General features: G+C 54.1%; 16 protein-coding genes. 6 read left to right on the top strand and 10 right to left on the bottom strand.

What is annotated here, in order from left to right; translation table 11 throughout:
* Nucleotides 1-41 precede the first annotated feature (41 nt).
* Nucleotides 42-809 carry an SDR family NAD(P)-dependent oxidoreductase gene (locus tag LX87_RS23955; protein ID WP_111630838.1) on the bottom strand — a complete coding sequence of 256 codons (768 nt, stop codon included), beginning with the start codon at nucleotides 807-809 and terminating at the stop codon, nucleotides 42-44.
* Between the two features lie 209 nt (nucleotides 810-1,018).
* Between LX87_RS23955 and LX87_RS23950 the strand changes: the two genes are divergently transcribed.
* Both LX87_RS23950 and LX87_RS23945 read left to right on the top strand, forming a co-directional pair.
* The gene (locus tag LX87_RS23950) at nucleotides 1,019-2,089 is read left to right on the top strand and encodes a sensor histidine kinase (protein WP_229310801.1); all 1,071 of its coding nucleotides are present in this window, start codon (nucleotides 1,019-1,021) and stop codon (nucleotides 2,087-2,089) included.
* Between the two features lie 129 nt (nucleotides 2,090-2,218).
* A complete protein-coding gene (locus LX87_RS23945; RefSeq protein WP_111630837.1) occupies nucleotides 2,219-3,289 on the top strand; it encodes a sensor histidine kinase in 1,071 nt (356 codons plus the stop codon).
* 23 nt (nucleotides 3,290-3,312) lie between these two features.
* On the opposite strand, the gene LX87_RS23940 is transcribed toward LX87_RS23945, so the two are convergent.
* Nucleotides 3,313-3,912 (bottom strand): cysteine hydrolase family protein, encoded by a 600-nt coding sequence (locus LX87_RS23940; RefSeq protein WP_111630836.1) that lies wholly within the window; start codon nucleotides 3,910-3,912, stop codon nucleotides 3,313-3,315.
* Between the two features lie 152 nt (nucleotides 3,913-4,064).
* On the opposite strand from LX87_RS23940, the gene LX87_RS23935 reads away from it, so the two are divergent.
* Both LX87_RS23935 and treY read left to right on the top strand, forming a co-directional pair.
* Nucleotides 4,065-4,583 (top strand): YciE/YciF ferroxidase family protein, encoded by a 519-nt coding sequence (locus tag LX87_RS23935; protein WP_111630835.1) that lies wholly within the window; start codon nucleotides 4,065-4,067, stop codon nucleotides 4,581-4,583.
* A gap of 208 nt (nucleotides 4,584-4,791) precedes the next feature.
* Nucleotides 4,792-9,021 carry a malto-oligosyltrehalose synthase gene (gene treY / locus LX87_RS23930; protein WP_111630834.1) on the top strand — a complete coding sequence of 1,410 codons (4,230 nt, stop codon included), beginning with the start codon at nucleotides 4,792-4,794 and terminating at the stop codon, nucleotides 9,019-9,021.
* A gap of 28 nt (nucleotides 9,022-9,049) precedes the next feature.
* Here treY and LX87_RS23925 read toward each other — a convergent pair whose 3' ends face one another.
* The gene (locus LX87_RS23925; protein WP_111630833.1) at nucleotides 9,050-10,786 is read right to left on the bottom strand and encodes an alpha-amylase family protein; all 1,737 of its coding nucleotides are present in this window, start codon (nucleotides 10,784-10,786) and stop codon (nucleotides 9,050-9,052) included.
* 172 nt (nucleotides 10,787-10,958) lie between these two features.
* Here LX87_RS23925 and LX87_RS23920 point away from each other — a divergent pair, with 172 nt between their 5' ends.
* Nucleotides 10,959-11,648, top strand: a complete 690-nt coding sequence (locus tag LX87_RS23920) for a YetF domain-containing protein (RefSeq protein WP_111630832.1) — start codon at nucleotides 10,959-10,961, stop codon at nucleotides 11,646-11,648.
* Between the two features lie 6 nt (nucleotides 11,649-11,654).
* On the top strand, nucleotides 11,655-12,344 hold the full coding sequence (locus tag LX87_RS23915) for a DUF421 domain-containing protein (RefSeq protein WP_111630831.1): 690 nt from the start codon (nucleotides 11,655-11,657) through the stop codon (nucleotides 12,342-12,344).
* Nucleotides 12,345-12,405: 61 nt separating this feature from the next.
* On the opposite strand, the gene treZ is transcribed toward LX87_RS23915, so the two are convergent.
* The 7 genes from treZ to LX87_RS23880 form a co-directional block, all read right to left on the bottom strand.
* Complete coding sequence (gene treZ, locus LX87_RS23910; RefSeq protein ID WP_111630830.1) at nucleotides 12,406-14,274, bottom strand: malto-oligosyltrehalose trehalohydrolase; 1,869 nt, start codon at nucleotides 14,272-14,274, stop codon at nucleotides 12,406-12,408.
* Nucleotides 14,271-15,893: an alpha-amylase family glycosyl hydrolase gene (locus LX87_RS23905; protein WP_111630829.1), complete on the bottom strand. Its 1,623-nt coding sequence runs from the start codon at nucleotides 15,891-15,893 to the stop codon at nucleotides 14,271-14,273. The genes treZ and LX87_RS23905 overlap by 4 nt, the downstream gene beginning before the upstream one ends.
* Nucleotides 15,894-16,159: 266 nt before the next feature.
* Nucleotides 16,160-17,248 (bottom strand): M20/M25/M40 family metallo-hydrolase, encoded by a 1,089-nt coding sequence (locus LX87_RS23900; protein WP_111630828.1) that lies wholly within the window; start codon nucleotides 17,246-17,248, stop codon nucleotides 16,160-16,162.
* Nucleotides 17,249-17,333: 85 nt separating this feature from the next.
* Nucleotides 17,334-19,310: an STN and carboxypeptidase regulatory-like domain-containing protein gene (locus LX87_RS23895; RefSeq protein WP_111630827.1), complete on the bottom strand. Its 1,977-nt coding sequence runs from the start codon at nucleotides 19,308-19,310 to the stop codon at nucleotides 17,334-17,336.
* Nucleotides 19,311-19,395: 85 nt separating this feature from the next.
* Nucleotides 19,396-20,493 (bottom strand): FecR domain-containing protein, encoded by a 1,098-nt coding sequence (locus LX87_RS23890; protein WP_111630826.1) that lies wholly within the window; start codon nucleotides 20,491-20,493, stop codon nucleotides 19,396-19,398.
* Nucleotides 20,494-20,593: 100 nt separating this feature from the next.
* Nucleotides 20,594-21,172 (bottom strand): RNA polymerase sigma-70 factor, encoded by a 579-nt coding sequence (locus LX87_RS23885; protein WP_111630825.1) that lies wholly within the window; start codon nucleotides 21,170-21,172, stop codon nucleotides 20,594-20,596.
* A 183-nt stretch (nucleotides 21,173-21,355) separates the two neighbouring features.
* Nucleotides 21,356-22,912: an acyl-CoA carboxylase subunit beta gene (locus LX87_RS23880; protein ID WP_111630824.1), complete on the bottom strand. Its 1,557-nt coding sequence runs from the start codon at nucleotides 22,910-22,912 to the stop codon at nucleotides 21,356-21,358.
* Nucleotides 22,913-22,950: the final 38 nt, after the last annotated feature.

Below are 22,950 nucleotides of genomic sequence, written 5' to 3'. Positions count from 1 at the left end.
ATGAAGTAAAACCGTATCGGTAAGCTTTTTGACCAGAACGCTTATTCACCCGCAATCGGCGGGGGGCTAACCGCCGTCCAGCCTCCATCGACTACCAGGCTCTGGCCCGTGATGTGACGCGACTGCGGAGACACCAGAAACAGGGCCGCGTTGGAAATATCATCAACCGTAGCGGGTCGCCCCATCGGCGTAATGCGCGACCAGATTGGCACATACGTCGGGTCATCCAGCGTGCGCTCCGTCTGCGTCGCCCCCGGTGCAACGGCGTTGATGTTGATGCCGTAGGGCGAGAGTTCCAGCACCAGATTTTTGGCCAGCATCTCCAGCGCGGCTTTGGTCATACCGTAAGCCGCCAGCCCCGGATGGGCCTGATGCCCCGTTACCGACGACATCAGCAGCACACTTCCACCTTCCTGCTGCGCCCGCATCTGACGGGCCGCCAGCTGGGTCAGGAAGAAACTGCCCCGCAGGTTCAGGTCTACCACCTTCTGAAAGTTAGCGGGCTGGTAATCAAAGAAATCGCCAAAAATGGTAATACCGGCATTGGCCACCACAATGGTCAGTTTACCAAACTCGGCAACGGCTTTTTCGACCATTGACTCAATAAAGGCCACATCGGAAACATCGCCCGGATAGGCCAGACAACGCCCTCCCTCCTGCCGGATGGTGGCGGCAGCCCGGTGGGCTACGGCTTCGTCGAGGTCATTGAGTAAAACAGAAGCGCCCTGGCGGGCCAGATCACGGGCGATGGCAAAACCAATACCAATTCCCGCGCCGGTAACAATAGCAGTCTGAGATTGAAAAGTCATGGGATCAGGCTAACGGCAACAATGAAATTCTGCAAAGATGCCCCAAATTTGCCAAAGAAATCAACTTCTTTTCGAATACTGTTTTAACGCCAGCCCTTGCAGGGTGCATTGTTTTCCGGCCCGGTTTGTTGTTCCGATTTGAAGCATCCTTCAAAAAAAGTAACTTGGGAGAAAATTTGACAGAACGATACGATCCGACGTTCTTTGCTATGATTGAAAAGTTTTACCGGCGATTGACCGCATTTTTCTCCCGCTGGGAACTTTGGTACCATTTGTTGATGATGCCGATTCTGTTTCCAATCGGCAACTACTACTTCATCGGCCCCCGTTACTTTGAAGACGGACGGATATTCGCCCTGGGCACCACTATTGTTTTCGGATTGTACTGGTTTTCGGTTATTACCCTGACGCTGTCCGTGCGCTGGGTCATTCGGCGGTATCCGGGTGTCGAACAGGCTACCCTGCGAACGCTGGTGATGCTGGTGCTGGTGGGCGGGCTTACCGTGGGTCTGGCCGTGCTGGACATATTCGTCTACAGCCTTTTTCCGAGTCTGGGCGTTCCGTTTACCTGGCCGTCGGTGCGTCCGATTCTGGTCCTGGGGCTGGTGTTCGACCTTTGTTTCTGCGTAGCGTTGAACGTGTTTTACACCTATCGCCAGTGGCACCACGACCAAACTGAAAATGAACAGCTTCGGCAGGCAACCCTTCAACACCAGCTCGACACGCTGAAACTCAAGATCAACCCTCACTTTCTGTTCAACAGCCTCACTTCGCTCTCGTCGCTGATCGGCGAAGATCAGCAGCGGGCCGAACAGTTTGTCGATCAGCTTTCCAAAGTTTATCGGTATCTGCTCCAGTCCAATACCCGCGAGCTGGTCAGTTTGCAAACCGAACTGGAATTCATGGGCAGTTATACCGATCTGTTACAAACCCGGTATGGCTCCGGTCTGCGCATCGATCAGGCTACCGATGCGGCTCTACTGGACCATTTGCTCCCGCCTTTGAGCCTCCAGACGCTGATTGATAACGCAATCAAACACAACGTCATGAGTACCCGCCGACCGTTATCCATCACTATTCAGACCACCCGGGAGGGCCGGCTGCTGGTCAGGAATAATGTGCAGCGCAAAACCGTCAAAATGGATTTGTCGCAGGCCAGACTCACCAATCTGATGGCCAAGTTCCGGCAACTGGGTTCGGAAGAAGTGCAGGTGCTGGAAACCGACACGTATTTCGAGGTATCGCTGCCTTTGCTGGTTTCCCAATCGGCCCGATCCTGACCCGATGGGAAATAAAACCACCATTCAGGAACGGCTTTTCGCAATTCAGACAGAAATTTGAGCAACTAATCCCTGAATACCGTGCTGGAGATTCTCCAAACCGTTACATTCAGCGGATACGGTCGAGTTATGAAGTTTTCTTTTTTGGATCTATTCCGTCATCTACCGCGCTTTCGGAAACCGAGACAGTGGCACTTTCTGCTGCTGTTCCCCTGGTTTATTCCGGTTATTTCCTACTGGATAATCGGCGAACGGTATTTGTCGGACTTCTGGACGTTTGTATGGGCCACTCTGCTCAACCTAGCTATTGCCAGCGGCTGTCAGCTTTCCCTCGACAAACTGACGCAGATGGTCGTTCGGCGGTATCCCAACTTCGGGCAAACCTGGCAACGGGTCTGGCGCCTGCTGCTGGTGTTTATGCTGGTTACACCGGTTTTTATCCTGGGCGGCATTTTCCTCTACGATACCTTCCATCTGTTTGGTTACCACCACAACCCGGCCATGACCGGAAAAATACTCCTGCTTAACCTGGTGGCGAATCTGGTGTCGGTCGGCATTGATGAGGGCGTTTATTCGCTCAACAAATGGCGCGAAAACACACTGGAAAAGGAGCAGTTGAAGAAAGTGAATCTGCAAAGCCAGTACGAAAGCCTGAAAAGTCAGGTAAACCCGCATTTTCTGTTCAATAGCCTCAACTCGCTCTCGTCGCTGATTGCCGACGAACCCGAGCGGGCCGAGGAGTTTGTAGACGAAATGTCGAAGGTTTACCGGTATTTACTGCAAACCAACGAGGACGAACTAACCACGCTGGAAACCGAACTGACGTTTATTCAGTCGTATTTCCACCTGCTCAAAACCCGCTACGGCGCGGGCATCCGGCTGGAAATCGGGGTTACCGAACCGTTTCAGACCTACAGACTCCCTCCGCTGACCTTGCAGATGCTGGTTGAAAATGCCGTCAAGCACAACGTCATCCACAGCAATAAACCGCTGCTGATCGAGATCAAAACCACACAGGTAGGGCGGCTGATTGTCCGCAACAACCTTCAGCGCAAGACCGGGCGCGTGGCGTCCAATCAGGTTGGTTTGTCGAATATTCTCGCTAAATACCGTCTCCTGGCCCAAACCGACCCCATCGTCACCTCCGACCAAACGTATTTCACCGTGGCTTTACCACTGCTGGCTCCCGAAGGCTCCTGACCGCTTTGATACCGTACCGACGGTTATTCCCTGCTCCGGCACAGCTCCCCCAGGTCGAGCTGATCGGAAGGCGTTGTGTCAGCACTAAGCACGCGTTCGACGTATTCCAGGGTTTCCTGCGTGTGCTCGGCGGAGCCGGAAGCCACACAGTCCGAAGGGATATACAGCTCAAACTCGCGCATGTAGGCGTCGCTGGCTGAAAAAAGCACACACACATCGGCGCTGAGCCCGGTAATGATTAAACGTTTGGCTTTCAGGTACTCCAGCAGGGTTTCCAGGGTAGTGGCATAAAAGGCCGAGTGCTTGGGCTTGAGCACAAAATAATCGTCCGAATCCGGGCGAAGCAGTTCGGCCAGCGGCTGCCCCCGTACCCCGTCGTTCAGGCAGTGTTCTACTACTTCGGTAAAATCCGAGCGCCAGCGGCCAAAGTTGTCGTTGGCGTAGATAACCGGAATGTTCAGGTTGCGGGCTTTTTGTTTCAGTGCGGCTATTTTCTCGGCGGCCCGGGTAGCCGGTTCCAGAAATACCTCCCCTTCCGGAAACTCCAGATCGTTGATCATGTCAATAATCAGCAGGGCAACGGGAAAAGAATCGGGAACATTTCCGTGCAAGTCTTCACTCATTCGTATTCAAGTTTAAAACGTTGTTTTCCAGACCTTCTGGGTAAAACTCTGCTGGCACCGCGTGGTTGCCGGGCTGGTCCGGTTGATTTTAAAATGTAAACAAAATAAAGAGCTTGCCGGTTAGAGTTTTTAAGTAAACAAACTTTAAAACAATGGCAAAGTCAAAAGAAACGACCGATCAAAGTGAGCTGAAAGAGCTGTTCGTAGACGAATTGAAGGATATCTACTGGGCGGAGAAACACCTGACCAAAGCATTGACTAAAATGGCTAAATCGGCCACTTCCGATCAGTTGCGGGAGGCTTTCGACACGCACCTGGCCGAAACCGAAAAGCAAATTACGCGTCTGGAACAGGTGTTCGAAGGCGTGGGCGAAAAAGCATCGGCCAAGAAATGCGAAGCCATGGAAGGGCTGATTAAAGAAGCGGAAGAACTCATTGATGATACCGAAGATGGCTCGCTGACGCGCGATGTGGCCCTGATCTCGGCGGCCCAGAAAGTCGAACACTACGAAATTGCTTCGTACGGAACGCTGAAAACCCTGGCCGGTGTGCTGGGGTATACCGAAGCCGCTAAACTGCTGGAAACCACACTGGCTGAAGAAAAGAAAACGGACTCACTACTGACCGACATTGCGGAAACCTCCGTAAATGAAGGAGCCAAGAACGAGTAAGCAACACTGGAAAGTGACCCGAAAGGCGGCAGGTGATCAACAGGATTGCTTGCCGCCTTTTTATGCAGGCAGTGGTGGCGGCTGGCCAGGGTGCCGTTCGCTAATTCGCCCCTTCCGATTACAAACCATTTAGTCAGGTCCGTATTTAGGCAATACAACAGGCCCTCGTTCCGAGACGATAACAAGCAGGCCGGATTAACTTACACGTATGAACAATCCCGTTACCACGTATCGAATTCAGTTTCATAAGGATTTTACTTTCAAAGACGTCGAAAAAATACTCCCCTATCTGGAAAAGCTAGGTATTGGCGCTCTTTATGCGTCACCGATTTTTGAATCGGTACCGGGCAGCCAGCACGGCTACGATGGGGTCAATCCCCAGCGCGTTGATCCGGAAATTGGCACGGAGAATCAACTTAAAACGCTTAGTAAGCGGCTCCGTAATCTGGGTATCGGCTGGCTTCAGGACACGGTTCCGAACCATATGGCGTTTCATCCGCATAACCCCTGGCTGATGGATGTGCTGGAAAAAGGGCCGTTGTCGCGCTTTGCCGCTTTTTTTGATACCGCCCTGACGAGTCGGGTTTTTCACGGTCGGCCGGTGGTTCCGTTTCTGGGCGCTCCGCTGGAAGAGGTGATCAAAAGCCGGGAACTTACCGTCAAGTATCAGGAGGGCCGACTGGTGTTTCAGTATTATGATTCCGTATATCCCTTACGGTTACGCTCCTATCCTACCATTCTGCAAACAACCGACGAAACCGCACCGGAAGCTATTCAGCAGCTTATCGAGCAAATCCGGCAGGTGCAGCTCGTGGAAGAACCGGAAGCCTACGGTCTGGCGATGACCGAATTTCGCCAGCAGTTTACGGCTTTGCTGAAAAACGCTACAATCAAAAGCTATATCAAAGCCCGGCTGAAAGCGATTAATGCCAATCCGGAGCAACTCCAGCAACTGGCCGATGAACAGGCATATCGACTGGGGTCGTACGAAGAAACCGGGCAACAGATCAACTTCCGGCGTTTCTTCACGGTAAATAGTCTGATTGGCCTGAACATCCAGGATGCAACCGTTTTCACGACCTTTCACCAGCAACTGAAAAGCTGGCTCGAAGAGGGGATATTCACCGGCTTACGGATTGACCACATCGACGGTCTGTACAACCCCACTCAGTACCTCGAACGGCTGCGGGAACTGGTTGGCGAAGAAACATACATCGTCGTTGAAAAAATCCTGGAACTGAATGAAGAACTGCCCGTCAACTGGCCCATTCAGGGCACATCCGGCTACGATTTTCTGGCGCAGGTCAACAACGTACTGACCTACCCGGCCGGCAAGGACGCCTTCACCCGGTTTTACCAACAGCTCACCGGCGACAAAACGCCCGTTCAGCGGCAGGTTCTGGAGAAAAAAGCCGCCATTCTTTACCAGCACATGGGGGGCGAACTGGACAACCTGTACCGGTATTTTCTGGAACTGAATCTGGTGGAGGAAAACGCGCTGGCCGCCCTGCCAGCTGACAGCCTACAAGCGGCTATTGGCGCGTTTCTGATTTACTGCCCTGTTTACCGGTATTACGGGAGCCAGTTCCCGTTGAGCGAAACCGAAGCTGCGGCCGTTCAGGAGATTTTGAATGAGGTCCGGAACGATAAACCGGAACTGAAAACCGCCATTAATCTGCTGGAAGACGTTTTCCTAAAAAAACCGCAGCAAGGCGATGAAGCCTATAACCAGCAGGTGGCCTTTTTCTACCAGCGTTGCATGCAGGTGTCGGGTCCGCTGATGGCCAAAGGCGTCGAAGATACGCTGATGTATACGTACAACCGGTTTATCGGGCACAACGAAGTAGGCGATTCGCCGGAAGCCTTTGGCACCGACCCTACTGAGTTTCACCGGCTCATGCAGGAACGCCAGCAGCACTGGCCCCTGGCCCTGAACGGCACCTCGACCCACGACACCAAACGCGGAGAAGACGTTCGGGCGCGGCTCAATGCCCTGAGCTCCCTGCCCGATCTGTGGATCAAAACCGTGCAGGAGTGGCAGCAGCTCAATGCCGGATTGAAAAAGGACGGTGCGCCCGACGCCAACGACGAGTATTTTATCTACCAGACGCTAGTGGGAGCCTATCCCATGCCCGGTCAGGATGCCGATGAGTTTGATAGCCGGATGGAACAGTACCTGGAGAAAGCCATGCGGGAAGCGAAGGTACATTCCGACTGGAATTCGCCGGCTACGGACTACGAAGAAGCGATGAAAAACTTCATCCGGCAGTTGCTGAACCCGAAAAAACCGTTCTGGAAAAGCTTTCAGAAGTTTCACCGGCAGGTGGCCGATTTTGGCATTATCAACTCGCTGGCGCAGGTCATCCTTAAAGCAACCTGCCCCGGTGTTCCCGATATTTACCAGGGCTGCGAACTGTGGGATTTTAGCCTGGTCGATCCCGATAACCGTCGCCCGGTCAATTACGAACTACGCCAGCAATGGCTGGACGAACTGACCGCCGAGGATTCGGAACCCGATCCAACCCTGCTGAATACCCTTTGGGAAAACCGGTACGATGCGCGCATCAAACTCTGGCTGACCCACGCGCTGCTGAACGAACGCAAACAACACCCCGAACTCTTTGCGCAGGGGCAATACATTCCGCTGGCGGTGGAAGGGCGTTACAAAGACCATGTGCTGGCGTTTGCGCGTCGGCACCGCCAAAGCTGGGTGGTGGTGGCCGTGCCGCTCCATCTGGGCATCATGAGCCAGCAGCAAAACAAGGCCGTGACGGCTTTGGACTGGAAAGATACGCGCCTGGTGCTGCCACCGGATGCGCCCGTCGAGTGGAAAAACATTTTCCTCAAAACCAGCGGTTTGTCCACCGACAGCGTGGCCGTGAAAGACCTTTTCCAGACGTTGCCGTTAGCGGTGCTGCATTTACAACCCAGCCTGACCGACCGGAGTGCGGGCCTATTGCTGCCCATTACCTCCCTGCCATCGGCCTTTGGGGTGGGCGATCTGGGACCGGAAGCCTGGAAGTTTGCGGATTTTCTCAGCCGAAGCCGTCAGCATTACTGGCAGATTCTGCCGCTCAACCCAACCGAATCAGGCACGGGTCATTCGCCCTACAGCACCTTTTCCAGCATGGCCGGGAACGTCCTCCTGCTGAGTCCGGATGTTCTGGCGCAGGACGGTTTGCTGACGAAGGAGGATTTGAAAGCCTACCAGCTTCCGATAAAGGATAAAGTAGATTATGCGGGGGCCGAAAAGGTCCGGAAAGACCTGCTGGAAAAAGCCTTCCAGACCTTCAAAAGCGGAGCGAATAGCGCCCTGCACGAGCCGTTCCGGCAGTTTTGCAAACAGGAAAACCTGTGGCTCAACGACTTCGCACTTTATATTGCGCTGAAAGAACAGCATCAGGGTCAGGCCTGGTTTCAGTGGCCGGAAGAATACCGTTTGCGGCAACCCGATGCGTTGAAAGCCTTTTCGGAACAAAACGGCGATGCACTGGAAAAAGTCAAATGGGAGCAGTTTATGTTTTCCCGGCAGTGGCACCAGCTCAAAACCTACTGCAACAATCAGGCAATCCACCTGCTGGGCGACCTGCCGTTTTACGTGAGCTACGATTCGGCCGATGTCTGGTCACAGCCCGACATTTTCAGTCTGGACGAACAAGGTAAACTCGTGTCGGTAGCGGGCGTACCACCCGATTACTTCAACGCCAATGGTCAGCTTTGGGGAATGCCGGTGTTTCGCTGGGATCGACTCCGGGAACGGAATTACGACTGGTGGATTCGGCGGATTGAGAAAAATGCGGAGTTGTATGATCTGGTGCGGATTGACCATTTTCGGGCACTGGATGAGTACTGGGAAGTACCGGCGGGCGAAAAAACGGCCATCAAGGGTGAATGGAAACCCGGACCGGGCAAGGAATTCTTTCAGGCGCTGGAAAAAGAACTCGGTACGCTTTCGCTGGTGGCCGAGGACCTGGGCGACATCAGCGAGTCGGTATACGAACTTCGGGATGCGTTCCAGTTGCCGGGCATGAAAGTAATCCAGTTTGCGTTCCACAAGGAATTGCCGCAGTCTCCGCACATTCCGCACAACTACACGACCAACTTTATTGCCTACACCGGCACCCACGACAACAACACGACGCGGGGCTGGTACCGTCAGGATTTAGGCAAAGACATCCAGAAAAAAGTGACCCAGTACGTGGGCAAACCGGTCAACGAAAAGGATGTGCATCTGGCCCTGGCGCAGCTGGTTTATGCGTCGGTGGCCAAAACCGTGATTCTACCGGTGCAGGACCTCCTGGGTCTGGACGAAAGCGCCCGGATCAATACCCCGGCGGGTACAGAAAATAACTGGCTATGGCGTCTGCGGCCCGGTCAACTCACCGAAGCCGAGGAAACTCAGCTCCGGGAGTGGGCCACGCTCTATAACCGCTGGTAAAGCAAACCGGCAGGCCGAAAACGAGGGATTATTTCGTTAACCGATACCAGTTGTAGCCATAACCGCGCAGCTGGATCGGAAACTTCCCGTCGTTTTCGGCCTTGCTTTCGGTTTTGTCCAGTAAACTCACCAGCGTCCGGCCATTTTTCTTTTCGGGGTCAAACCGCAATTTCTGCGGATCGGGTTTGAAATTGTGCAGGATCAGCAGCGATTGCCCTTCCCAGTCGTAACGAATGGCGAGCACGTTCGGAGAACCACTGTCGATCAGTTCCCATTGCCCCCAGCCAATCTCCGGACAGTCTTTCCGCAAACGTGACAGGTTCGTAATCTTGTTCAGCAGAGACGACGAATCGGCCAGTTGCTGGGCGACATTGACTTTTTGATAGCCATACGCCCCCTGACTGATAACGGGGCGCACCGTCTTGGCCGAGGTGGAAAAACCGGCATTTGACGCGCCGGACCACTGCATAGGCGTCCGAATGGCCATCCGTTCCGGCAACGACAGGTCATCGCCCATACCAATTTCTTCGCCGTAGCGGATAACCGGCGTACCCGGCAACGAAAACAATAAGCTGTAGGCCAGATCAATCAACTGGCGGTTGCCGAGCATCGGAGCCAGCCGACGCCGGATGCCCCGGTTATACAATTGCATGTTGGTGTCGGGGCCCATGCGGGCGTAAATCTTGCCGCGCTCCTCGTCGCTGAGCCGCCCCAGATCAATTTCGTCGTGGTTGCGCAGAAACTGTGCCCACTGGGCCGTCGGCGGAATGTCTTTCGTATCTTCCAGGGATTTGGCCAGCAGGTTAACTTCGCCGGTGGCCAGAGCATAGAACAGGTGCTGGTTGGCAAAGAAGTTAAACATGGTCTGCATCCCCTGTCCATCCTTACCAAAATACGGTTCCTGCTCTTTGGGGTCAACGTTGGCTTCGCCCAGCAGAATGGCATCGCTCTTATGCCATTGAATGTACTGGTGCAGTTGGGCGATCATATCAAACTGATGCTCCGGGTTATCCGGATCAAAGTCCGCATTGGCAATCTCGATCAGGAACGGCACGGCATCTACCCGAAAACCCGATATTCCTTTATCCAGCCAGTACTTAATCACCTTGCGCATTTCCTGCAAAACCGCCGGGTTCTGCATGTTTAAATCCGGCTGCGACTCATAAAAACGGTGGTAATAATATTCTCCGGCCTGTTTGTTAAACGTCCAGACATCTTTCTGAACGCCGGGAAATACCATGCCCCGGTCCCACTTCTCCGGCCGTTCTTTCGACCAGACGTACCAGGAGCGGTAAGGCGAATTTTTGTTCTGAATGGCCTGCTGAAACCACGGATGCTGGTCGGAGGTGTGGTTGGTGACCAGATCCATCAACACCCGGATGCCGCGCTGGTGGGCCTGCCGCATGAATTCGTTAAAATCCGCTTCGGTGCCCAGATTTTTGTCAATACCGTAAAAGTCGGAGATGTCGTAACCGTCGTCCTTGTTGGGGGTGGGCTGAAAAGGAGCTAGCCAGATGGCATCAACCCCCAGTTTTTTGAGGTAATCCAGTTGCTGGGTAATGCCTTTAAAATCCCCGTAGCCATTGCCGTCGGTGTCTTTAAAAACCTCTACATCGACGCTGTAAATCAGGCTGTTCTTATACCAGAGCTCCTGAATAAAATCCGTTGGAACCGGAACCGGAGGAGCATCTTTTTTGGAGGATTCGGTTTTGCTGTTCTGACAGGCGGTGATAAGAAAAAAACAGAGGATAATTATTTTTTTCATGGATCGGATAGCTGATTACCTTACTAACTCATCCGGCAGCCGTCTGGCTTTTTTTTTGTTATTTATCTATTGTCCGGGCTTATCCAATCTGCGAATTATCCTATTTCGCCCATCACCCTAATTTTTCCCATAAAATTTCAATCATTTTTTCTCGACAGCGAGTTAGGGGGATATGAAAAAGGAGGAGATTTTTTTAAACGACTGGGAGCGCATTCTGATCGGCAATGCCCCAGCCGAATTCTTGCTGGAGGTATTTATCCGAACCACCCTAATCTACATCCTACTGCTTGTTATTCTGCGGCTTTTGGGAAAACGAATGAACGGCCAGTTAACCAATCTGGAAATGGCCGTTATGCTGACACTGGGGGCCATCGTTTCACCGGCTATGCAATTACCCGATCGGGGGTTGTTATCGGGCGTTCTGGCCCTGCTGTGCGCCCTGACTTTTCTGCGTGTAACCAACCTATGGGGCTTCAGAAGCAACAAAGCCGAACAGGTCATTCAGGGTACGGAAACGATGCTGGTTAAAGACGGAATCATTCAATTGCACACAATGGCCAAAAACCGGCTTTCGCACCAGCAGGTTTTTGCGGCTTTACGAAATAAAAATGTGTATAACCTAAGCAAAGTAAAGCGGCTCTACCTGGAAGCCTACGGTATGTTCAGCATTTACGAAGACGAGCAAGACCGGCCGGGCTTATCAATTTTCCCACCCAACGATCCGGAAATTCAAACCATTCATCAACACCCGGCGGAATCCAGTGTAGCCTGTAACAATTGCGGCTATACCGTCAGAACAAACGAAGCACCCGGCACGTGTCCCAATTGTAAGGCGAAGCAGTGGGTAGGGGCTGTCATTTAAAAAAACATGGAAAAAGAAGCAATACACTTATCCGACTGGATGCGGATTCTGGTGGGCGAAGTGCCCGTAAGTTTTTACCTTGAAATTCTGCTGCGTGCAACCGCCGTCTATCTCATTCTGGTGGGGTCGATGCGGCTCATGGGCCGGCGCATGGCATCGCAACTCAGCCGCAACGAAATGGCAGCCATGATCTCGCTGGCTGCGGCTATCGGGGTGCCGATTCTCGACGCCAGCCGGGGCCTCCTGCCCGCCGTGATCATTGCACTGGTCGTGGTTTTTATTCAGCGCCTGATGTCGTACTGGGCGGCTAAGAACGAAAATTTTGAAGGCATTTCGCAGGGCATTGCCGCTACACTGGTGGAAAATTCGGTCATGCACCTGAAAAATATGCAAAGCTCCCGCGTAGCGCGCGAATTGCTGTTTGCCCAGCTTCGCTCGGAAGGGCTGACCCACCTCGGTATGATCAAACGCCTGTATATGGAAGCCAATGGTTCGTTTACGCTGATCAAACAGCCGGAGCCGCAACCCGGACTTTCAATCCTGCCCGAATGGGATACCGAATTCATCAGCCAGCAGTCGCCCCAGTCTGACCGGTACGTCTGTTACCATTGCGGCAACCCGCAACCAGCCGGTACCCAGGACGCAGGGAAGTGCCCGAACTGTGAAGAGGAGAACTGGGTTCAGGCAATTTGCTGATTCCCGTTCCCACGGACCGTCGGACACCCCGCCCAGTCCGTGGGTACAGGAATGCGGCCTGTCAAACCGGGGCATCGACCGGCAGCTGCACCTGACCGGCATAAACCGTTACGCTACAGGGCGGCAGGGTAACCACCTGACCGGGTTTGGCTTGCGCAGGCAGAAGCGTTGAACTGTCGTCGCCGTTTTCCATCCATTGCGGTTCCTTTGAATCCAGCAATTTGGTCCAGCCCAGCACCCAGCCGGGCAATTCGTACGACACTTCCTCATCGGAAAAATTATACAATCCGATCAGGTAATCGTAGCCGCCAACGCTTTGCCGGTGTACAACCAGACCCGCCTGCCCCAGTACCGTTACGCGGATATCGTTTTTGGCGACATTTTTCAATACCGCTTCCGTCCGGCGCAGTTCAATCAGCTTCCGGTGCCATTCCAGAATAATGCGGTGTTTACCCTCGGTCCGTTTTTCCCACTGAATTCTTGACTTCGTGAAGGTTTCTATCTCGAACGGATCCTGCGGTTCAGTATCGGAACTGAACGCGGCAAACTCCTGCTTCCGGCCTTCTTTTACGGCATGAATCAGGTCCGCGTCGGAGTGATCGACAAAATAAAAGAACGGCGACTCATCGGCGTATTCTTCCCCCATAAACAGCATGGGCACATACGGCGACAGCAGCAACACGGCTGCGGCTAGCTTTTGCCGCTCAAAATCAATCAGGTGACACAAACGTTCTCCGCTAACACGGTTGCCCACCTGATCGTGGTTGAGGTTAAATGCCACAAAGCGGTCGCCCGGAATACCGGCCGACGAAGCCCCAAATTTCCGTTTTCGGAACGTCGTATACTCCCCGCTCATGACAAAACCGTCGGTCAGGGCTTTGGCCAGTTGTTCCATCCGGCCAAAATCGGCATACCGGTCCCGGCCCGCCTTGTCGAGCAGAACGTACAGGGCGTGGTGAAAGTCGTCGAGCCACTGCGCATCGAAGCCAAGCCCGCCAGCCTCCGGTGTTTTGATTACTTTCGGACTGTTCAGGTCCGATTCGGCCACCAGGTGCAGCGACCGGCCCAACCGGCGCTCCAGAACTTTGACTGTGGTGTGAATCAGCTCCCAGATGGAAACGGCCCCCATATCGAAAACCTCGTGAATGGCATCAAAACGCAGCCCGTCGATGTGGTAATGCTCGAACCAGTGCAGGGGGTTATTGGAAATATAATCCCGGACGCCATCCGCCCATTCTTCGTCGAAATTGATCGCGTTGCCCCAGGGCGTGCAGTATTTTTCCGTGAAATACGGGCCAAACTGATCGAAATAATTGCCTTCTGGCCCCAGGTGATTATAAACCACATCCAGAAAAACCGCCATGCCGCGGGCGTGGCAGGCATCCACCAGCTTTTTCAGTCCCGCCGGTCCGCCATACGAATCCTGTACTGAATACAGATAAACCCCGTCGTACCCCCAGTTGCGAACACCGGGAAACTGCGCAATTGGCATCAGTTCGAGCGCATTGATACCGGTGGCCGCCAGGTCGTCCAGACGCGGAATGATGGCTTCAAACGTGCCCTCGGGCGTAAACGTACCCACGTGCAGTTCGTACAGAATCAGATCCTGAAACGACAGCCCCCGCCAGCTCTGATCCTGCCAGGTATGGGCGCCCTGATCGACCACCGCCGAAGGGCCATGTATGCCCTCGGGTTGAAAATGCGACGCCGGATCGGGGTACGGTTTGCCGCCATCCGGTTTAAAATAATACCGTGTTCCCGGTTTAATGTCCGTTAGTTCTACGCTGAAATAGCCCCATTTACCACGATCCATCAAAATTTCGCGTTCTGATGGGTCAAGGAGCAGTAACGTCATTGATTTCTTTTCCGGAGCCCAAACCGTAAAAATACAGCGGCCGTCTCCGGTATAATTGGCACCAATCGTTTTCATGAAGGGATAGAGTCATCAAGCCGCACAATGATTCCTTCGTCCCCTCCCAGGTTAATACGCTCACTCACTACCATTCCTTCCAGTTCGGGGTACGTCGCAATCTCAATAGTACCGCTTATCGAACGGTCTTTTAGTTTAAAATAACCCGGCCGGTGGCTCAGGTTTAACACAATCAGAAAACGCGCCTGCCCCGGAGCCTCCCGGATATACGCCATCAACTGCGTATCGGCATATACCGGCTTGTAATCGCCTACCGTCAGCGCGGGTTCCCGCTGCCGCAGTTCAATCAGCCGTTTATGCAGCGAAAGCATGGAGAAGCGATCAATTTTCTGAATTTCAACGTTTTCGCGGTTAAAATTCTGGGCCAGCCGAAGCCAGGGCCTTCCGGTGGTAAAACCGGCATTGGGTTCGGCGCTCCACTGCATGGGCGTCCGGGCCGGGTCGCGGCTCAGGTTTTTATCGGGCATGTTCAGGCCCTGCGGATCCTGCACCTCCTCAAACGGAATGGGCACATCCCGCATCCCGATTTCATCGCCGTAGTAGATGGTGGGCGTACCGCGCAGGGTCAGCAGCATCATCGCAGCGACGCGGGCCTGTTCCCGCCCTACCCGGCTGATAATTCGGGGCTGATCGTGGTTGCCCAGCACCCAGTTGGGCCAGCCGCCATCGGGCAGCACCCCTTCGTATTGGGCAACGGCAGCCGCAATTTTGGGCGCTTCCCAGGGCAACTGCAACAACTGGAAATTGAAAGGCAGGTGCGCTCCTTTGCCGTCGATACCGTAATAGGCCACCAGTTGATGAATGGGCAGGTAAATCTCGCCAATCATCAGCCGCTCGTTGTATTCGTCTAGCACCTGGCGCATCTCCGTCACCAGCGCATGTACCTCGGGCTGGTCGGTGGAATAAACCGGCAAAAGCTGCTCATAGGTGGCCATATGCGGCTGGTAATCCGGGTTGGTGGGGTTGTCGCGCAGTTGATCATCCTTGATCATATGCCACATCACGTCCACCCGAAAACCATCGACGCCCTTGTTGAGCCAGAACCGCATGACATCAAACATGGCTTTGCGCACGTCCGGATTCCGCCAGTTCAGGTCCGGTTGTTCTTTCAAGAAAGCGTGGTAATAATATTGCCCGGTGGCTTCGTCCCACTCCCAGCCCGGACCGCCAAATACGCTGAGCCAGTTGTTGGGGGGCGAGCCATCCGGCTTTGGATCGCACCAGATGTACCAGTCGCGCTTCGGATTGTCGCGCGAGGAACGGGACTCCTGAAACCACGGATGTTGATCGGAAGTGTGATTGGGTACCAGATCCAGAATCAGTTTCATCCCCCGTTTGTGCACCTCGTCGAGCAAGGTATCGAAATCGGCCTGGGTGCCAAACAACGGGTGGATGCCCTGATAATCTGAAATATCATAGCCATAGTCGGCCATTGGTGAGGGATAAATGGGCGAAAGCCAGACCGCCGTTACACCCAGCCATTTCAGGTAATCCAGCCGTCGGAGAATACCGGGCAAATCGCCAATACCGTCATCGTTGCTATCCTGATACGACCGGGGATAAATTTGATAAATGACTCCTTCCTGCCACCAAAGGTGTTTCTTCAGATTTTCCTCCATGCGTTTATGGGCCAATGGTTGTGTTAATAACGGGATTTTTACGCTTGTAAAAGCCCGGTAACATTAGTAACCCGAATTCGGGCCGTTGGGATGAGGAAATGGCTATAAATTCGACTGTGTGGTCTGTGTCTGGTGAAAACAAAGCCGTGCATCCGGGGTATCCAGTGTCAACCTTTGCAGGGTGGGGTGTGTCCAGTAACCCGCATAAAAAAGCCGCCGAAGTTGCTGGTGCAACCCCGGCGGCCCGGAATGGACTCGTTACTTGTTTATTTCAGATACCGGAAATCTTCGTTCCCCTGAACGGCCAGCAAGGTTTCGTAGATGAGTTTGATAACGGCCTGCACATCGTCCATGTGTACGGTTTCAACCGTGGTGTGCATATACTTGAGCGGCAGGGAAATCAGGGCCGATGCACTGCCTTCCGACGCGTAGGCAAACGAGTCGGTATCCGTGCCCGTCGAGCGGCTGACGGCCTGGCGCTGAAAGGCAATCTCTTTACTCTCGGCCACCTGAATGATGAAATCCCGCACCTTGTTCTGCACCGCCGGACCGTAGCAAATCACCGGCCCGCCCCCGGCTTTCAGGTCGCCCTGCTCCTTTTTATCGTATTTTGGCGACTGCGTATCGTGCGTTACGTCGGTGATGATGGCCAGATCGGGCTTGAGTCGGCGGGCAATCATTTCCGCGCCCCGCAGACCAATTTCCTCCTGCACGGCATTGACAATGTACAGGGTATAAGGCAGCTTGATATCGTTTTCTTTCAGCAGACGCGCCACTTCGGCAATCATGAAGCCGCCCATGCGGTTGTCGAGCGCCCGACCCACGTAGTAGCGGTTGTTCAACTCAAACAGGCCGTCGGAAAACGTACAAACCGTGCCAACGTGAATGCCCATGTCCAGCACCTCCTGTTTGGTCTGCGCGCCCACGTCGATGAACAGATCCGTTACTTTCGGAGCCGCATCTTTGGCCAGATCCCGAACGTGAATCGCCGGCCAGCCAAAAACGCCCTTGACCACCCCATTGGCCGTGTGCAGATCGACCCGCATGGAAGGAGCAATCAGAGCATCGGAGCCGCCGTTGCGCCGGACGTAGAGATACCCGTCGTCGGAAATGAAGTTAACAAACCACGAAATTTCGTCGGAATGCGCTTCAATCACCACTTTATACGGTTTTTGATCGCCCGAATCCGTACCGCCGTTGATGACCCCAACAACGGTCCCGTAGGTATCAACAATATACTCGTCAATGTAGGGTCTGAGGTAATCCAGCCAGATTTGCTGCCCCGACGACTCAAAACCCGTAGGGGAAGCGTTATTGAGGTATGCGTAAAGGAAATTCTTACTTGCTTCCGTCATTCGATTTGAAAATTGATGTGCGATTTTTCAAACCAAACAAAAACAGCCGACAAATCCCACCCCACGGATTGTTTTTTTGAGTCCCTTACGGATTGCAGATCCGCAAACCCGCCCGGAAGCCGACCCAGCCCGTCGAAAAAACGCTGAAAATGTTATCGGAGGTACTGAACAGCGGCACATCAATCCGGGTAGCCGGTTTGGTCCGGTAGTAATCACTCATGAAAAAGTTGGCCGACGGGCCCACCACCAGCGCCAGCCGCCGGGACAGTTTTTTCTCAATGCCCATTTCCAGCCGGAGGTGCGTGTTCCAGGCATCCCAGTAATAACGGTCTACGTCGCTCAGCACGTGGCCGGTCAGGTCGAAATTCAGCATCCAGCCGCGCTTCAGGTCTACCGCCGTGCCGAAGCCGTAGCCGATGCTCCAGAGCGGTTTTCCGGCTTCGCCCAGGTTGGAGCCCCCCGTAAAAATATTGTAGAACCGCCGAACGCCGGTTTTAAACGTCAGATTGGCTGTCATCACCTCATCGGTCGATACTTCCAGACGCCGGTAACCATTCTCCTGAACGTAACTGAATATTCCGTACGGGGTCGTTTCCGACGATTGTGCTAGATTGATCAGGGCCAACTGATGCCCCCGAACCATCCTCCCGGCGTAGTTCATAAACCCGCTGATCTGCCAGCCGCGCTGTTCACCGATGGTGAAGTTGGTAAAACCGGCCAGTTGCAAACCCGTCATGTTACCGCCGGTGATGTTGCCGTAGCCCGTGAGCTGAAACCCGGTCATCGAGCGGGCGGCCACGTTTGTAAATCCGGACAATTGAAAACCGCTCATCTCGTCGAGCACAATGTTACCAAAACCAGCCGCCTGAATACTTTCCGGCATCGTGCCGAGCGTCATGTTATAAAAACCGGCTGCCTGAATGCCCTGCACCTTCCCGATCACGGTATTGCCAAAACCAGCCACCTGAACGCCCAGGACCTCTTTCCGCACTCCGTTGAAAAATCCGGCCACCTGTACCCCGTTCATGTTCTCGCCAATCGCGTTGGCAAAACCGGCCACCTGCACCCCGCTCATATCCCCCCCGACCATGTTCAGAAAACCGCCAATTTCCAGCGTCCGGATGCCCATTGAATAGCCGCCCACAAGGTTAAACGAGTACTGGTTGATTACCCGGCCACTCAGCGTATGATTGGTTCCAACAAACGGAAAAAGCGAGAACTGCATATCCCGGTAAATGGTATCGCCCGCCAAGTTGGCGTCGTGGATGGCCTGCCGGGTGGTCTTAAACCAATCCGCAAACTCGTCTGTGGTTTCGGTCAGTACCGATTTACTGCGGTCCCAGATGGTCGGCCCCGGCGACGGGGAGCGGGGCAACGGGGTTGAATCCACGGGAATCGCGACGGCGACGGGCTGCGGCACAATAACCGCAGGGCGGGTGGTGTCGATGGATGTGCGGGCGGTCAGGGGTTGCAGGGGGGCCTGCGTGGGCAGGGGCGTCAGGCCAATGTCGAGTTTGTGCGACTGCCGGGCGTTTATCGTCACCGTTTCCGCAAAATAATACTTCCGGCGCACCTCCAGCTTCACCGACGGGATAGCCGTCGATAGTTTGATGCGGTAATACCCGTATGGGTTTGAAACCGTGGACGCCAGGGTGGTTTTTTCGTAGATACTCACCTGACTGACCTTCTGACCGGTTTGCCGGTCGGTAATGTAGCCGTCCAGAATAAAGCTTTTCGGCGCTTGTTCCGGTGCTTCGGCTTTCTGCAAAATAAGGTGGTTCCCGCGCGCTTTGTAGGTAATCGTTCCGCGAAAAATCTGGTTCAGGATGGCCCGGACGGTATTGGTTGTCCGCAAGGTCAGGGTACTGCTGGGGTTAATAATGGTTGAATTGTAGGCAAACGAAAACTGGCCCTTGCCGGCGATGATTTTCAGCGCATTATCGAGCCGCTCATTGGCAAAGTCAACCGACACCACCCGTTCAAGCGGAGGGGTCGATTGGGCGCTGGCCGGATGAATGAGGGCACAACAAAACAAGAACAGTAAAATACGAATCGGGTACATCTTGATGTGGTCATACAATTCGGGCTAATGACTCCTTAAAAAGCCATTACCCCTACGCAGACAGTTCGGCCAAAGCCATTATGCCTCACTTACATGATGGCTTTCCATTCAATATGATACGATTTCCATCGTGCAGAATGCTCAGGTGCATTGCTTCGGCAGTCGTTTTTAACACGTCCTCCAGACTATCATTTTCGAAGCTGGCGTTAACCTTACACTGCCCTATCTCCGCATTAGCCAGATGAATGTCTGCGTGATAAACTTCATTGAGGGCTTTAATGACGTTGCTCAGCGGCTCATTATCAAACACCAGTTTCCCGGTCTGGAACGTCATGGCATTGACATCGAATTTCGGCGCTTTGATGATCGTATCCTTCTTTGCGTCGAAAGCGGCCTGTTCGTTTCTGACCAGCGTAATTTCCTGTTTTCGGGCCGAAAACTTCACTTTTCCGGTCCGGACGGCCACCCGCACGTCATCGGTATATGCCCGGATGCTGAACGACGTGCCCAACACCTGAACGGTGGTATTACGAACGCGAATCCGGAACGGTTTCGACGGATCGGGCTTTACATCAAAGAAGGCTTCGCCGGTGAGCTGCACCTCGCGGCTGTCGGCGGCAAACCGTTCGGGATAGATGAGTTTGCTGTCTTTATTGAGCAGGACCGTGCTCCCATCCGGCAGAATTTTTTCGATTTTATCGGTGGTGGTCACCGCGGCCACGTCGGCAATCGGCTCGGTTTTTGTTTGTTGCAGCAACACCCACAGCAACCCCGACACCAGAACGGCCATAGCCGCCACCGCCCAGGCCGGTGACTGCCACCAGCTTCGGTTTCGGGTGGTTCGGAATGGCTCTACGGGCAACGGTTTCACGACGGGTTCGGGCGCGGCTGACTCCGGAGCGAGTTCAAGCGGCTTGGGACCCGCCACGGCGGGCGGGCTCATTTTGGAGCGCATTTTCTGCCAGGCCGCATCCGTATCGACGGGAATGGATGGAGGTTCGGGCCGTTGTTTTAACTGACCGGCGGTGTTCCAGATTCGCTCAAAGCGGTCGAACTCCTGCCGTTCGGACTGATCCTGATCCAGCCAGCGCCGTACCCGTTCCGACTCGGCAGCATCGGTCTCCCCGGCCAGGTATTTACCCAGCAGGTCGTCGTCGATTCGGTTTTCGGATTGATCAGGCATTTAATTTTATCGACTATAAGAGCTAAGACACTGGCGCAAAGACCGGACCCGTTACTACCGCGACTGGGTGTCTACGTCACTTCTTTCACTTTCTGTTTCGTTACTCAAACCACAACAATAACCACAAAGCCGGCAAATAATCGGCCAACTCCGTTCGCAAAATCCGCAGGGCCTTACCGATCTGGTTCTCCACGGTTTTGATGGAAAGCCCCAGTTGGTCGGCAATTTCCTGGTACTTCATTTCCTCAAATCGGCTCATCTGAAAAATCAACCGGCATTGTTCGGGCAGCCGCTGAATGGCGGCCTGCAAGCGGTCGGACAACTCATCGGCGATTATCGACTGCATCGGAGCCTCCGACGACTGAAACAGTTCCACTTCGTAGGCCGCCTGCTCCCGGTGTTCGGCCTGGACCGACAAATGCCGGATGCGGTTCAGGCAGCGGTTGTGTACCGACCGGTACAGGTACGACTTCAGGGAAACCGTAATTTCCAGGCTGTCACGCTTTTCCCAGATGGCCAGAAACACCGCCTGAACGGCTTCTTCGGCATCGTCCCAATCGTGCAGGAATGTGCGGGCGTACTGGCACAACGGCGCGTAATGCTGCCGAAAAACGGCCTCAAACGCGGGCTCGTTGCCGAGTCGTATCGCATGAATTAATTCCTGATCGGTAAGTTGCACGGAGTTGCGTCAGTTTTTTCGTGACAAATCTACCACTCTTTTTCAAACCCGCTCCTCTGCAACTGGAACTATGACACTCAATTGATCAAATCCCCCTACGGACCGGCAGATTATTTTACTGAAAAGGTAATAAAATTTATGAGGGGTCCGGCCGTTTTATGTATTTCCGGCCACGGCCCCAACTTACAACGGAATATTCCCGTGTTTCTTTTTCGGCAATGTTGCCACTTTATTCTCCAGCATCTGGAACGCCCGGATTAGCTTCTGGCGGGTCTGATCCGGATAAATCACCTCGTCGATGTACCCCCGGTGGGCCGCCCGGTATGGGTTGGCAAACTTTTCGGTATAATCCTGTACCTTCTCCTGCAAACGCTGCTGCGGATCGTCGGCTTCGGCAATTTCGCGCTTGAAAATAATCTCGGCGGCCCCACTCGCACCCATCACGGCAATTTCGGCGGTCGGCCAGGCGTAGTTCAGATCGGCGCCAATGTGCTTGGAGTTCATGACGTCGTACGCGCCCCCGTAGGCTTTGCGCGTGATGACCGTCACCCGCGGCACGGTGGCTTCGCAGAAAGCGTAGAGCAGTTTGGCGCCGTTTGTGATGATGGCGTTCCACTCCTGATCGGTGCCGGGTAAAAAGCCGGGAACGTCCTCCAGCACCAGCAACGGAATGTTGAAACAGTCGCAGAACCGGACAAACCGGGCGGCTTTGGTGCTGGCGTCGATGTCCAGAACCCCGGCCAGGACCGCAGGCTGGTTGCCCACTACGCCAATGCTGCGCCCCGCCAGCCGGGCAAAACCAACCACAATGTTTTCGGCAAACGCCTGATGCACTTCAAAAAAGCTGCCCGCATCGACCAGTTCCTCAATCACCTCGCGCATGTCGTACGGCTGGTTGGGATTTTCGGGAATGAGCGTATTGAGGTTCGGACGCAGTTCGTCGGCGGGTTCGTAGGGCAGCCGGATGGGATCGTCCTCGCAGTTCTGCGGAATGTAACTCAGCAGATTTTTGATGTACTGAATGCACTCGAGTTCGTTGGCGCAGGCAAAGTGCGTCACCCCCGACTTGGTGCTGTGTGTACTGGCCCCGCCCAGTTCCTCCGCCGTAACGGTTTCGTGCGTGACGGTTTTGACCACGTTTGGCCCCGTCACAAACATATAGGATGTGTTTTCGACCATCAGAATAAAATCCGTGATGGCCGGAGAATACACTGCCCCACCCGCGCACGGCCCCATCACCGCCGAAATCTGCGGAATGACGCCCGACGCCAGTGTGTTGCGGTAAAAAATATCGGCGTATCCGGCCAGCGACAACACCCCTTCCTGAATCCGCGCCCCGCCCGAATCGTTCAGGCCGATTACCGGCGCACCGTTTTTCAGGGCCAGATCCATGATTTTGCAGATCTTCTCGGCGTGGGTTTCCGACAAAGCGCCCCCGAAAACCGTAAAATCCTGCGCAAACACGTAAATTAACCGACCGTTGACCGTACCGTAGCCCGTCACCACGCCATCGCCGAGGTAATGCTCCTTGTCCAAGCCAAAATCCCGGGTGCGGTGCATGACAAACTTGCCAATTTCCTCAAACGAGCCTTCGTCAACCAGCAGGGCGATGCGCTCGCGGGCCGTCAGTTTTCCTTTTTTATGCTGCGCGTCGATGCGCTTCTGCCCTCCGCCCAGCTCGGCTTCGGCATTTTTACGATCCAGGATTTCGGTTTTAGCTGACTTAATTTCTGCGTTCATGCACGGGGTCCGGTTGAAAGTAATGTGACAAAAATAAT

The sequence above is a fragment of the Larkinella arboricola genome (assembly GCF_003259745.1).
Classification (GTDB): domain Bacteria; phylum Bacteroidota; class Bacteroidia; order Cytophagales; family Spirosomataceae; genus Larkinella; species Larkinella arboricola.
Note: the sequence above shows the minus strand (reverse complement) of the source record. Positions and strands in the feature narration are given on the sequence as shown.